At 54.8% G+C, this 13,372-nt stretch carries 10 protein-coding genes and 1 tRNA gene; 2 read left to right on the top strand and 9 right to left on the bottom strand.

The features are described from left to right. Nucleotides 1-44: 44 nt before the first annotated feature. From D7M11_RS16935 to lonB, 4 genes are all read right to left on the bottom strand, one after another. Nucleotides 45-632 (bottom strand): non-ribosomal peptide synthetase module, encoded by a 588-nt coding sequence (locus tag D7M11_RS16935; protein ID WP_120748418.1) that lies wholly within the window; start codon nt 630-632, stop codon nt 45-47. 311 nt (nt 633-943) lie between these two features. Next, entirely contained in the window at nt 944-1,588 is a 645-nt protein-coding gene (yihA, locus tag D7M11_RS16940) for a ribosome biogenesis GTP-binding protein YihA/YsxC (RefSeq protein ID WP_120748419.1), read from the bottom strand. 26 nt (nt 1,589-1,614) lie between these two features. After that, nucleotides 1,615-3,948 carry an endopeptidase La gene (gene lon / locus D7M11_RS16945; protein ID WP_120748420.1) on the bottom strand — a complete coding sequence of 778 codons (2,334 nt, stop codon included), beginning with the start codon at nt 3,946-3,948 and terminating at the stop codon, nt 1,615-1,617. 327 nt (nt 3,949-4,275) lie between these two features. Beyond that, entirely contained in the window at nt 4,276-5,985 is a 1,710-nt protein-coding gene (gene lonB / locus D7M11_RS16950) for an ATP-dependent protease LonB (RefSeq protein WP_120748421.1), read from the bottom strand. Between the two features lie 134 nt (nt 5,986-6,119). Between lonB and D7M11_RS16955 the strand changes: the two genes are divergently transcribed. Next, complete coding sequence (locus tag D7M11_RS16955; protein ID WP_240041152.1) at nt 6,120-6,812, top strand: N-acetylmuramoyl-L-alanine amidase family protein; 693 nt, start codon at nt 6,120-6,122, stop codon at nt 6,810-6,812. Nucleotides 6,813-6,817: 5 nt separating this feature from the next. On the opposite strand, the gene ispG is transcribed toward D7M11_RS16955, so the two are convergent. From ispG to D7M11_RS16980, 5 genes are all read right to left on the bottom strand, one after another. Then, on the bottom strand, nt 6,818-7,915 hold the full coding sequence (gene ispG, locus D7M11_RS16960; RefSeq protein ID WP_120748423.1) for a flavodoxin-dependent (E)-4-hydroxy-3-methylbut-2-enyl-diphosphate synthase: 1,098 nt from the start codon (nt 7,913-7,915) through the stop codon (nt 6,818-6,820). A gap of 129 nt (nt 7,916-8,044) precedes the next feature. Further along, nucleotides 8,045-9,310, bottom strand: coding sequence for an ATP-dependent protease ATP-binding subunit ClpX (clpX, locus tag D7M11_RS16965; RefSeq protein ID WP_120748424.1), 1,266 nt, complete (start codon nt 9,308-9,310; stop codon nt 8,045-8,047). 11 nt (nt 9,311-9,321) lie between these two features. Beyond that, nucleotides 9,322-9,915 carry an ATP-dependent Clp endopeptidase proteolytic subunit ClpP gene (gene clpP / locus D7M11_RS16970; protein WP_120748425.1) on the bottom strand — a complete coding sequence of 198 codons (594 nt, stop codon included), beginning with the start codon at nt 9,913-9,915 and terminating at the stop codon, nt 9,322-9,324. Between the two features lie 168 nt (nt 9,916-10,083). Beyond that, nucleotides 10,084-11,385, bottom strand: coding sequence for a trigger factor (gene tig / locus D7M11_RS16975; protein WP_120748426.1), 1,302 nt, complete (start codon nt 11,383-11,385; stop codon nt 10,084-10,086). A gap of 344 nt (nt 11,386-11,729) precedes the next feature. Continuing rightward, complete coding sequence (locus tag D7M11_RS16980) at nt 11,730-12,719, bottom strand: hypothetical protein (protein ID WP_193556213.1); 990 nt, start codon at nt 12,717-12,719, stop codon at nt 11,730-11,732. 162 nt (nt 12,720-12,881) lie between these two features. Here D7M11_RS16980 and D7M11_RS16985 point away from each other — a divergent pair. Beyond that, nucleotides 12,882-12,952 (top strand) — tRNA-Gly (locus D7M11_RS16985). Nucleotides 12,953-13,372 lie beyond the last annotated feature (420 nt).

The following is a 13,372-nucleotide window of genomic DNA, read 5'->3' on the forward strand; positions in this document are numbered from 1 at the left end:
AAAAGAGCCTCGCGGCTCCGTGTTTTCCAAGTTATGAAAAGCTGTTAGGCTTCTAATTCAAACAATTTGTGCGCGAGCCGCGCCAGTTGTTCATCCACGTTATGTGTGCCGCTTGAGTTATGCATACGGTTTCTTTCGTCAAGAAGTTCATCGATCCGGGTATACACCTCGGTAATTTGCCGTTCGACATGCTGCTTGCGGAACAGCTGTTCAAACTGCTGAACCGTATCCTTATACTCGTATACAAGCTTATGCTTGCCGGAAACAATCTCTGAAATTTGCACGACTGAGCCTCTTTTGTACACGTACTTCATCGTAAAGGCAGGATAAATCCGATTCACGATCGCATCGCCCTTGAACCTCGACACGGCTTTGCGAATCAAATTTGCGAGCAGCGGGTCGCTGACCCGGCAGGAGCCTTCGCAAACGTAACGGGCCGCCTTGCGTTCGAACGCAAGCACCACTTTCTCGCCGGAGCCGTCACGCAGGACGATTTCCCGGTTGCCGCCTTCCACCGTCTTCGCCTCGATAAATACGTCTTCTCCGTTAAACAGCTGAATAAACTGGATCATTTCGGCTTCCGTTAATGTCAAGCAGGTTTTGACATATTCCGTCGCTAACCGCTGAGCCATAAAAATCCCTCGATTCTCTCGTTTCAAAACATGAAGCCATCAGCCGGCCGGAACCGGAAGATTCGATAGCTCCTTCTATCTTACCTTAATTAATTATACTATATCCAAGTTCATTATGCCTGTTATTTTTTCGCTGAAAATAAGCAAAATTCTAAAAAAATGACAGCGAGCCGTTATCTTTGCATACCTGTAAGGCGATCTCTCCGTCTCGCACGCTAATTTCCCACATTCCCATACATATTTCCGCTAAAAAAAAGAAAACGGACTTGTTTCGCCCGTTTTCCGTCGCGGCCGTTTTGCCGCTGGTATTCCTATTCCCGTTCCGCCGCCGCCTTATCCGATTCCTCCGCCGACCTCGCCTCTTCAGGACGGAGTTCGGCCAGATTGGCGATAAGACCCCATAGCTCATCCTTACCAAGCCCCGTCTCCGAAGAAAACAAAACCACCTTGTCGTTCGCCCGTACGAGCAGCGTCTCCTTGACCTGCTTCACGTGCTTCTGCCACCGGCTGCGCGGTACCTTGTCGGCCTTCGTGGCGACGATGCAGATCGGAATATCGTAATGCTTCAGCCAGTCGTACATGGCCGCGTCATCGCGCGTAGGCGGGTGCCTGACGTCGACCAGCATAATCACCATGCGCAGCCGATCCCGCTTCAGCAAGTACGATTCGATAAACTTGCCCCACTCCTGCCGCTGCGACATGGAAACTTTCGCATACCCGTAACCGGGCAAGTCGACGAAATACAATTCCTCGTTAATTTTATAAAAATTGAGCGTCTGCGTTTTCCCCGGCTGCGAGCTTGTGCGCGCCAGATTTTTGCGGGCGATCATTTTGTTGATCAGCGAAGACTTCCCTACGTTGGAACGGCCGGCAAGCGCGATTTCCGGCAGGCCGTCCTCGGGATATTGCGCAGGTCCGACCGCACTGATGACGAATTCCGCCTGATTTACTTTCATCCGGCTCCCCCTCTTTCTCGTTGCCGTTACACCGATACCGGTCGCACGAGCGCGTGCTCCAATACCTGATCCATATGATGGACCGGAATGAACGTCATTTCCTCGCGCACCGTTTCCGGTACTTCCACTAAATCCTTCTCGTTGTCCTTCGGCAGCAGTATCGTCTTGATGCCGGCCCGATGCGCTGCAAGCGACTTTTCCTTCAAGCCGCCGATCGGCAGTACGCGTCCGCGCAGCGTGATCTCTCCGGTCATGGCGACCGACCGGGACACCGGAACGTTCGTAAGCGCGGATATGAGCGCCGTTGCCATCGTGATGCCGGCCGAAGGGCCGTCCTTCGGTATGGCACCTTCCGGAATATGAATATGGATATCGTTCTTCTCGTGAAAATCGGCCGGAATACCGAGCTGTCCCGCTTTGGAGCGCGTATAGCTGAAGGCCGCCTGAGCGGATTCCTTCATGACGTCGCCCAGTTTGCCGGTCAGCGTCAGCTTGCCGGCTCCGGGCAAAACCGTAACCTCGATGACGAGCGTATCGCCGCCCACTTCGGTCCAAGCGAGACCGTTCACCGCCCCGATCTGATCCTCCTGATCGGCGAGCGACACTCGGAACTTGGACGGACCGAGGAAATCTTTCAAATTGTCCGCCTCGACCTTCACGCTTTCGCGATCACCCGATACGATGAGCTTAGCCGATTTGCGGCATATCGTCGCAATCTGCTGCTCGAGACCCCGCACCCCCGCTTCGCGGGTATATTCGCGAATGACCCGCATAAGCGTTTCCTCGTCCACCGCAAGCTGATCTTCCGTCAGGCCGTGATCCTTGATCTGCTTCGGCAGCAAGTAGCGGAGCGCGATTTGCAGCTTCTCGATTTCCGTATAGCCCGGAATGTACAGCATTTCCATCCGGTCAAGCAGCGGCCGCGGAATGTTGTGCACGGCGTTTGCGGTCGTCACGAACATCACGTTCGACAGGTCAAAAGGCAGTTCGATATAATGATCGCTAAAAGTTCCGTTTTGCTCCGGATCGAGTACTTCAAGCAGCGCGGAAGCCGGGTCGCCGCGAAAATCCATCGCCATTTTGTCGATTTCGTCGAGCAGCATGACCGGGTTGTTGCTTCCCGCATTTTTAAGCCCTTGAATGATGCGTCCCGGCATTGCCCCGACGTATGTGCGCCGGTGACCGCGAATCTCTGCCTCGTCCCGGACGCCGCCGAGCGAGATGCGAATGAATTTGCGGTTCAGCGATCGAGCGATCGAGCGGGCGATCGACGTTTTACCGACTCCCGGAGGACCGACGAGACAGAGAATCGGGCCTTTCATCTTTTGGACGAGCTGCTGCACGGCCAAATATTCGAGCACGCGCTCCTTCGGCTTCTCGAGGCCGTAGTGGTCCTCGTTCAGCACGTCCTCGGCTTTTTTGATATCCAGGTCGTCCTCGGTCCGTTTGGACCAAGGCAGGGCGATCAGCCAGTCGACATAGTTGCGGATGACGGCTCCTTCGGCGGACGTTGCCGGCATTTTCTCGAGACGGTCGATTTCCTTCTCGATTTTTTCCCGAACCTTGTCCGGGACTCCGGCTTCCTCTAGCTGCGAGCGCAGCTCCTCCGCTTCGCCGGCGCGGCCTTCCTTGTCGCCCAGCTCCTTCTGAATCGCCTTCATCTGCTCGCGCAGAAAATATTCCTTCTGCGTCTTCTCCATCTGCTTTTTGACGCTTTGGTTAATTTTCCGCTCCAGCTCGAGCACCTCGCGCTCGTTGTTCAGAATGGCGAGCAGCTTCTCGAGCCGCTGACGGACGACGATCGTTTCGAGTAATTCCTGCTTATCCTTGATTTTGAGCGACAGATGGCTTGTAATGACATCGGCCAGCCGTCCCGGCTCGTCAATATCGGATACGGCAGCCAGCGTTTCCGGCGTCACCTTTTTGGACAGATTGATGTAATGCTCAAACTGACTCAGTAGCGTGCGCATGAGCGCGTCGATCTCCGAATCGGTGGTGACCTGATCCGGCAGCTCCTTCACCGTCACCTCGTAATAGTCCGTATTAGCCCCGTATTCGACGATTTCGGCCCGCATGACCCCTTCCACAAGAACGCGGATCGTGCCGTTCGGCAGCGACAACTTTTGCAGTACTTTGGCGATCGTGCCGACCTGGTAAATGTCGTCCTTCTGCGGCTCTTCAATATTAATCTCCGACTGCGAGCAGAGGAGAATCATCTCGTCGTCTACCATGGCCTGTTCCAGTGCCTTGACCGATTTCTCCCGACCAACGTCCAGATGCAGCGTCCTGCTCGGATACACAAGCAGCCCCCTGAGCGGTATAAGCGGCAAGCGGCGCACCTTCGGCTTATTCGGACCCATGCCCCCTGCACCTCCTGAAATGCCCCAAAGCGGAGCCTAATATCGTCGCTTTTGGGGAATCGATTACTCTAAATCCTTTGCTGGAAACCCCGAAACTTATTAATGCTGAAATCGTGTAAAAAAAACGGATGCGGCGTCTTACCCGGCTTCCATTCCCAAACATTTTATCAAAACTGCGATTAAAACACCAATTTGCCGTATCCCATGAAGCTCAATTGAAACGGGATACGGCAAAATTGACGCTTCATAGCGGCAAGCATCGGCTAAGCCAATTGTTTCTGGAGCCCGAATCAGGCTCCTTGCAGGCGGCGTAGCCGACCGCTCGACTTATCGTTCTTCCGGCTTGCGTGCCTGCAAGTATGGCAGCGGAGAAGCGACCAGCACATCCGCGCCGTTCGGGACGATGAACGATTGTTCTTCGCCGCTGTCGCCCAGCGCGCACCGCAGCACTTCTTCGACCGTATCGACCGGGATGACTTGCAGCCCGTTTAGCCCCGCGAATATTTCCTGCCAGTTTTCCTTCGGAATAATGACCTTCGTCGCCCCCGCCTGGAAGGCGGCCTCAACTTTGGCGACGACGCCGCCGACCGGCTTCACCTTGCCGTGTATGCTCACTTCTCCGGTCATGGCGATTTTGTTGTCGACCGGCACTTGCCGGATCGCGGATGCGATCGCGGTCGCCATCGATACCCCGGCCGAAGGTCCGTCGATCGGAATGCCACCAGGAAAGTTAATATGCAGGTCGTAATCGTAAGGATTCAGACCAAGACGGCGGAGCACGGTGAGCACATTCTCGATCGAGCCGCGCGCCATGCTTTTGCGCCGCAGCGTTTTCGATCCTCCGCCCAGTTCCTCCTCGTCGACGACGCCGGTAATCGTAAACTTGCCCGTATTCGGAACCGTCGCCGGGATGCAGGTGACCTCGATCTCGAGCAGCGTCCCCATATTCGGCCCGTATACGGCAAGACCGTTGACAAATCCGATCTGAGGAGCGGCAGGCACCTTGCGCTCAGGCCGCGGCGTAAGCTGGCTGCTGTTAACTACCCACTCCACATCCGCCGCCGTGATGTCGCTGCGCTGCTCGGTAAGCGCTACGCCTGCGGACAGCTGGATAATATTGACCGCTTCCCGTCCGTTCGTCGCATAACGCTGCACGACCTCGATGGCGCCGCCGCTTTCCTTCATGCCGATCTTGACGATCGCATTACGCGCGATTTGCGCGATTTCGTCCGGCAGCAGCGGGCGGAAAAAGATTTCCATGCACCGCGAACGGATCGCGGGCGGAATCTCCTGGGCCGTCCGCGTAGTCGCACCGACGAGCCGGAAGTCGGCCGGCAAGCCATTTTGAAAAATATCGTGGATATACCCCGGAATGTTCATATCTTCCGAATTGTAATAGGCGCTCTCCAGAAACACTTTACGGTCCTCGAGCACTTTTAATAATTTATTCATCTGAATCGGATGCAATTCACCGATTTCGTCGATAAACAGCATGCCTCCATGCGCTTTCGTGACGGCGCCCGCTTTCGGCTGGGGAATGCCCGCCACGCCCATCGCGCCCGCCCCTTGGTAAATCGGATCGTGCACGGAGCCGATCAGCGGATCGGCAATGCCCCGCTCATCGAAGCGGGCGGTCGTCGCATCGAGCTCAACGAACTTGGCGTCGAACCGGAACGGAGAAGCCGCGTTTTTTTTCGCTTCCTCCAGCACGACGCGCGCCGCCGCCGTCTTCCCGACTCCCGGCGGACCGTAGATGATGACGTGCTGCGGATTCGGACCGCACAGCGCCGCCTTGAGGGCTCTCAGCCCTTCCTTCTGACCGATGATGTCGTCCATACTCGTCGGCCGCGTTTTCTCCGCCAGCGGCTTCGTAAGCGAAATGGACCGCAGCTTGCGCAGCTTATCCATCTCCTTGCGGGACTCGCGGTCCACCGCGGTGCGGTTCGTCTGCTGATTGCGCAGCAGGTTCCAGAAATACAATCCGATCACGACCGCAAAAAACACCTGAATAACCATGAGGATGATGCTTAGACTCATAGGGAAACCCTCCTGACTGCTTTACATTCACATACATGGTAGTATTCCCCTTGCCTGCGGTCGTTAATCGGCGAATGAGAAGAAAATGTTTGAGTCACTATATAACTACCCTGAAGGAACGGAGGAGTTTTACGTTGAAACCGAACCTGATAGCCGTTTTTCTCGCGGTCGCGTTACTGTGCGCTCCGGTGCTTCCGGGCGGGCCAATAACCCATGCCGGCGCCGCCCAGCCGTCGATGTCAGCGGTCGATGTGCTGATTGACGTCGGACACGGCGGCATTGACGGGGGAACGTCGTACGGCGATCTGCTTGAGAAAGATATCAACCTCGCCGTCGGCAAGAAGCTGTACGACCGGCTGCGTCAAACGGGCTTGTGCATCGCCCTGAACCGGACCCATGATTACGCCCCTAGTGACGACAACGACTGGCTTAAATCCCGTTCCCGCCACCTGCGCGACTTGGCGCAGCGCAAGCTGCTTATCGACGTATTGCAGCCCAAGCTGACAGTAAGCCTGCATACGAACTGGTCTAAACATAAAGCGGCCCGCGGCCCCGGTTTTTTATACCAATCCGCCATGCCGAGTTATATCGCCGCGCATTTGCTCGCGAACCGTCTGAACGGCCTGTACGGAACGAATACCGCGCCTTATGTCGGGAAGACGTTTTATTTGCTGAAACGCACCAACTCGCCCACCGTCATCGTAGAGATGGGGTATATCAGCAATGGTTCGGACCGGAATATGCTGACGAGTCCGGAAGGACAAAAACAAATAACGGAGGCGATCGCCTCCGCTATACTCGATTATTTAATCGTTTATGATTTTTGACTAGATTAATGCCGGCGTCCCGGAATTTTCCCCGTACGTTCAAATTCGGCCACGATGTGGTCGATTTCTTTTTTCAGCTCGTTCACGAGCTCCGCTTCCGGTACTTTGCGGATCATCTCGCCGTAACGGAACAGCATGCCCTCGCCTCTGGCGCCGGCAATGCCGATGTCCGCCTCCTTCGCCTCGCCCGGACCGTTAACCGCACAGCCCAGCACCGACACCTTGATCGGCACCTTCAGCTTCTCGATATACTGCTCCACTTCGTTCGCTACCGAGAACAGATCGATGTCGAGGCGGCCGCATGTCGGACAAGATACAAGCGTTGCCGCGTTCGTGATGAGCCCGAACGTCTTGAGCAGCTCTCTAGCCGCCTTGATCTCCTCCACCGGATCGGCGCTGAGCGATATCCGGATCGTGGAGCCGATGCCCATATGGAGCAGCGTTCCGAGGCCGGCCGCGCTTTTGACTGTGCCGGAAAACAGGGTTCCCGCTTCGGTGATGCCGAGATGCAGCGGATAATTGAATTTTTCCGCCGCTTGCGAGTAAGCGGCAATCGCCATCGGCACATCGGATGCTTTCAAGGAAACGATAATGTCGTGGAAGTCCAGCTCTTCGAGAATGCCGATATGGAACAGCGCGCTCTCGACCATCGCTTCCGGTGTCGGATAGCCGTACTTGTCCAGCAGATGTTTCTCCAGCGAGCCGGCGTTCACCCCGATCCGAATCGGAATGCCTCGCTCCTTGCACGCTTTGACGACCGCCTCGACCTTTTCCCTGCGGCCGATGTTGCCCGGGTTGATCCGCACTTTGTCGATGCCGTTTTCGATCGCCGCCAGCGCCAGCCGATAGTCGAAGTGAATATCGGAAACGAGCGGGATATGAATCTGCTTTTTGATCTCCTTGATCGCGTCCGCCGCTTCCTTATTGTTAACCGTGACGCGCACGAGCTGGCAGCCCGCTTCCTCGAGCCGAAGAATTTCGGCGACTGTCGCTTTCACATCCGCCGTTTTCGTCGTGCACATGCTCTGCATGATGACTTCGTTGCTGCCCCCGATCGTCAAATCGCCGACTCGGACGGGTCTCGTTTCGGTTCGATGGAACATGGCTATACTCTCCCAGGATACCAAACATCCTCCGCTCCGGTCCGGAGCCTGGCGCGGCCCTGGACGGATTGGAGGAAGTCGGTTTTGTATGATCTTAACAAAATGCGGCGAGCCCGAAAAACAGGCGCGTCACGCGCTTTCTTCTTTTTTGATCGGGGCGGACTTGCCGTCCTTCGTTTTCAGCTCGGGCGTAATTTTGTCCATGACGACTTCTTTCGTGACGACGCAGTTGATTACGTCATCGCGTGAAGGCACCTCAAACATAACGTCCAGCATCAAGCCTTCGATGATCGCCCGCAGTCCCCGTGCGCCCGTATTCCGCTTGATCGCTTCCTTAGCGATCGCGTCGAGCGCTTCCGGCGTAAACTCCAGCGAGACGTTATCCATCTCGAGCATCTTTTGGTACTGCTTGACGAGAGCGTTCTTCGGCTCGGTCAAAATGCGCACGAGTGCCGGTTCGTCCAGCGGCTCCAAAGTCGAAACGACCGGCAAACGGCCGACAAACTCCGGAATGAGACCGAACTTGAGCAAATCTTCCGGCAGCACGAGCGACAAATATTCGCCCGGCTTCAGATCGGTTTTGTGACCTTCGGCGCTGAAGCCGATCACCTTTTTGCCGATACGGCGCTTGATGATCTGCTCGATGCCGTCAAAGGCGCCGCCGCAGATGAACAAAATGTTCGTCGTATCGATCTGGATGAACTCCTGATGCGGATGCTTACGTCCGCCTTGCGGCGGAACGGAGGCAACCGTGCCTTCCAATATTTTGAGCAGCGCCTGCTGGACGCCTTCGCCCGACACATCGCGGGTAATCGAAGGATTTTCCGACTTGCGCGCCACTTTGTCGATTTCGTCGATGTAAATGATGCCTTTTTCGGCCTTTTCCACATCGTAGTCGGCAGCCTGGATCAGCTTGAGCAAAATATTTTCCACGTCTTCGCCGACATAGCCGGCTTCCGTAAGCGAAGTCGCATCAGCGATCGCAAACGGTACGTTCAAAATTTTGGCGAGCGTCTGAGCGAGCAGCGTTTTCCCGCTGCCTGTCGGACCGATCAGCGCGATATTGCTCTTTTGCAGCTCCACGTCTTCCAGCTTGCTTTGCGAATTGATCCGCTTGTAATGATTATAGACGGCGACGGAGAGCGATTTCTTCGCTTGCTCCTGACCGATGACATACTGGTCGAGTATGGCGCGAATCTCTTTCGGCTTCGGCACGTCCTTCATTTCCAGTTCTTCTTCGCTGCCCAGTTCCTCTTCAACGATCTCGGTGCAAAGCTCGATGCATTCGTCGCAGATGTACACGCCCGGACCGGCCACCAGCTTGCGAACCTGGTCCTGGGATTTGCCGCAAAACGAACATTTCAGCTGTCCTTTTTCTTCGTTGAATTTAAACATAGGATCACCTCCTATTGTTGTTGGTTAATATGCGTGATCACCTTATCGATCAACCCATATTCCACGGCCTGTTCGGCACTCATAAAATTATCCCGATCGGTATCCCGTTCGATTTTGTCGTAAGGCTGACCGGTGTGATGCACATAGATCTCATTCAGTTTATGCTTTGTTTTCAAAATCCAGTCGGCGTGAATTTTGATATCCGCCGCTTGCCCTCTCACGCCGCCCAGCGGCTGATGAATCATCACTTCGCTGTTCGGAAGCGCGTACCGCTTGCCCTTGGCGCCTGCCGTCAGCAGGAGCGAACCCATGCTGGCAGCCATGCCGACGCAAATCGTGGAAACGTCGGGCTTGATAAACTGCATCGTATCGTAAATGCCCAACCCGGCCGTAACCGAGCCCCCGGGCGAGTTGATGTAAAGACTGATGTCCTTCTCCGGATCCTGAGCGGCCAGAAACAGCAATTGGGCGATGACCAGATTCGCCACGTCGTCGTCGATGGCACTGCCCAAAAAGATAATGCGGTCCTTCAACAGGCGCGAGTAGATGTCGTACGACCGTTCGCCGCGACTTTCCTGCTCGACAACCATAGGAATCAAGGCCATATCGTTCCCTCATTTCTTTGGTAGGCTTCACATTCACCTTACATTTTACCACGTTTGCGGCCGCATGTCATTTTTGCCCGGAGGCGGCGCCAATCGCTTCGAAGGGTAAACGAAAGGCACGCTTTATAAGAACAACGTGCCTCGTCGTATGAACGGATCGATTTAAGCTTAGGCTACTTCTTCTGCGGTTTTGCTGTTCTCCACGAGGAACGCAACCGTCTTTCTCGTGGTTACATCGTGGCCCAGCGAATCCAAAGATCCGTTAGCGCTCAAGATGGCGCGAAGCTCGTCAGCCGAACGCTGGTACTGGCTAGCCAGACGCTCCAGCTCTTCGTTGATTTCTTCTTCGGTCGCCGTAATGTTCTCGGCTTTGGCAATCGCTTCGATCACGAGGTTATTGCGAACCCGTCTTTCAGCATCCGTGCGCATTTGCTGCTTCACAGTCGCTTCGTCCTGGCCGGTAAACTGCAAGTACATGTTGATATCCATGCCTTGCATGCCGAGACGGCTGCTGAACTCTTTATACATTTGTTCGACTTCCGTCGAAATCATCGCGTCCGGAATTTCGACTTCGGCGCCTGCAGCCGCTTTTTCGACTACAGCCGACTCGCGCTCTTGCTCGTTCGCTTTCGTTTTGCGCTCTTCCAGACGTTTCGAGATGTCCTGCTTGAACTCTTCCAGCGTATCGAACTCGCTGACGTCCTTCGCAAACTCGTCGTCCAGCTCAGGCAGGTTTTTGCGCTTGATGTCGTGCACGAGCACCTTGAATACGGCCGCTTTGCCTTTCAGCTCTTCGGATTGGTATTCTTCCGGGAACGTAACATTTACGTCCTTCTCTTCGCCCTTGGCCATGCCGATCACTTGATCTTCGAAGCCTGGAATGAAGCTGCCGGAGCCAAGCTCGAGGGAATGCTTCTCAGCTTTGCCGCCGTCGAAAGGAACGCCGTCTACGGAGCCTTCGAAATCGATCACGGCGATGTCGCCCTTCTCTGCCGTTCCTTCTTCCAGAACGACGAGCTCGGCATGACGCTGCTGCAGACGCTTCAGCTCTTCCTCGATCTCCTCTTCGGAAACGGCGTTATCCTGCTTTGCCACTTCAAGACCTTTGTATTCGCCAAGCTGCACTTCCGGTTTGACTACAACGGTTGCTTTGAAAATAAGGGCTTGTCCTTTGCCGAACTGTTCGATCTCGACGTCCGGGCGATCTACAGGCTCGATAGCAGCTTCTTCGACCGCTTGCACGTAAACTTCCGGAAGAAGAATATCCAAAGCGTCCTGGTACAAGCTCTCGATGCCGAATCTTGCTTCGAAAATTTGCCGCGGCACTTTGCCTTTGCGGAAGCCCGGAATGTTCGCTTTTGCGACTACTTTTTTGAACGCTTTGTCCAAGGCGTCAGCTACTTGCTCCGCGCCGACCTCTACGTTAAGTACGCCTTTGTTCTTCTCTATTTTTTCCCAAGTTGCTTTCATTTTATGCTTTCCCCTCCAAAATTTTGCCGGTTCCTACGTACGCCCGGCTGCGTCGCCATAGGCACACGTTCTCAAATGGCCATTTAACCACTATATTATAACATAAGCGGACTTCATTTCAAGCTTGCTCTGACGAAACGCGGCAAGCGCTATGAAGGACGGTGTTTGCACATACGGCCGCTGCGGAAACATTTGATCAACACTCGCTCTTACAATCGGATTCACGGATGGAAACTATACGGGTTGGAATCCGATTGTAAAGGCGACCGCTTCGCTGTTCCAGATGCAAATGTTCCACTCCGCTCCTTCGATCTTCTAATGTTATTGCCTTACAAAGTCGCGGCTTACGAGTCGCCCGGGGCCGCGACCGTCGCGAAAAGCTTCATGATCTGCTGCGCTTTGGCCAGCGCTTTGGAATCCTCCGGCGCAAGGCGATACAGCGCCGTGATCGCCCCTATATCCGCGCCGCCGAACAAAGTCTCCTGCACCGTATAATGCAGAGCGGCCGCCCATACATCCCCGCCCGTTCCCTCAAGCCGCAAAAGCTCCTCGTACACGGTCGTCCCGTACAAAAAGCCGATAAAATCGCGCCAAACGCATTCCGCCATATCCAGCAGCCCCGGCCCTTCGGCCTCCATTCGCTCCCGGCAGCGGACGAGCACGTCCCGGATCCGGTCCGGAAACTGTTCGTAGCGAAGCGGCGTTTGCCGGATGTCCAGTGTTAGCGTTTGCCCGAGCTTCTGCACTTGAATCAAGCCCGACTCGCCGATCTGTCTGAGCACTTGCAGTCCGCGAAACTGTACGAGCGGATGAAGACGGCTTTCGGTCAGCCACTGCCGGAGCGGCTGGGCAACGACGCGGCGGTCTACGTGGGCTAGCTGCTCAAGCGCCAGCAATTGCTTGTCGGCCGGCGAACGGGGCGACAGCATGTCGAGCAGCTTTTCCGCATATTTCGAATCGTTTGCCGTCTTGAGCTGAACATGCCGTTTGAACAGCTCGCCTTCGTTCTCCGGCTCGTCGTCCTGGTCCTGGTCCTCGTCGCCGTCACCTTCAGAATGACGCGGCTTTTTTCCTGCAGCAGGAACGGCCGTTTCCGGAAACGCGTCGTTCAGCCATTTCAGCAGCGATTGCCATTCTTCTTTATACTGCGGGTCGTCGCTTTGACATTGCAGCAAAAAACGGAGCATGTCTGCCGCCTCGGCATACCGCTCGCCTTCCAGCAGCTTCGTTAACTCCTTCTGGTAATATTCGATCGAATTCGGAAACAACACGACATTGTCCATGCCAAACGTTCCGATTGGAGACCACCTCTTTTCGGGCTGCGATTTCGCCATTTCATTGTAGCAGAATTTCACTGCGGCGGTATCGTTTTTGCTTTTTTCCCCGTCATTCGTCTTATACTTGTCCAGTATTTCCTTGTTTGCGCCGGCGAAATCGTTCGCGATGGTTGAAAATGTATATCACTTATGATATATTAATTTTGCCTTTCTGCCCTTGCGGGTGTAGTTCAATGGCAGAACTCCAGCTTCCCAAGCTGGTGGCGTGGGTTCGATTCCCATCACCCGCTTCATGCGAAAAGCCTTGCGTAGCAAGGCTTTTTTCTTTTCCCGTTATGTTTCTTTGTTTCGGGGACCGATTGGGGACGTTTGAAAATTCTCCTGCGAATGCCTTACGGCGGCTGCAGACATTCACGCCTATGCGCAACGGAACCAAAACTTCCGCTAAACGCTGCATTCCCCTGCGAGTCCCCTCTATAACGGAACAAGAAGTTCCGCTACACCCCCGAGAAGAGCAGAATTCAGCTTCTTTCTCTTTAGCCCCCTAATTGAATTGGAGAGTACCATAGGAAATCAGGTACACTATATTCAAGAGGTGAAGGGCCGTGAAAAAGAGGAATCATGTATATGAAGAAGTCCGAAATAAGGTAGCGCAAGAGGCGCTATCCGGGATTCGTACGGGCGTGCTTGCCCGGAAATACGAAGTCAGC

Origin of the sequence: Paenibacillus ginsengarvi (assembly GCF_003626695.1) — a bacterium.
Classification (GTDB): Bacteria; Bacillota; Bacilli; order Paenibacillales; family NBRC-103111; genus Paenibacillus_AB; species Paenibacillus_AB ginsengarvi.

Bases quoted from the DNA above. Each gene is read 5' to 3' on its own strand.
- D7M11_RS16935 (WP_120748418.1), bottom strand. From the start codon at position 632: ATGGCTCAGCGGTTAGCGACGGAATATGTCAAAACCTGCTTGACATTA.
- lon (WP_120748420.1), bottom strand. From the start codon at position 3,948: ATGGGTCCGAATAAGCCGAAGGTGCGCCGCTTGCCGCTTATACCGCTC.
- D7M11_RS16980 (WP_193556213.1), bottom strand. From the start codon at position 12,719: ATGGCGAAATCGCAGCCCGAAAAGAGGTGGTCTCCAATCGGAACGTTT.
- yihA (WP_120748419.1), bottom strand. From the start codon at position 1,588: ATGAAAGTAAATCAGGCGGAATTCGTCATCAGTGCGGTCGGACCTGCG.
- clpX (WP_120748424.1), bottom strand. From the start codon at position 9,310: ATGTTTAAATTCAACGAAGAAAAAGGACAGCTGAAATGTTCGTTTTGC.
- ispG (WP_120748423.1), bottom strand. From the start codon at position 7,915: ATGTTCCATCGAACCGAAACGAGACCCGTCCGAGTCGGCGATTTGACG.
- lonB (WP_120748421.1), bottom strand. From the start codon at position 5,985: ATGAGTCTAAGCATCATCCTCATGGTTATTCAGGTGTTTTTTGCGGTC.
- clpP (WP_120748425.1), bottom strand. From the start codon at position 9,915: ATGGCCTTGATTCCTATGGTTGTCGAGCAGGAAAGTCGCGGCGAACGG.
- tig (WP_120748426.1), bottom strand. From the start codon at position 11,385: ATGAAAGCAACTTGGGAAAAAATAGAGAAGAACAAAGGCGTACTTAAC.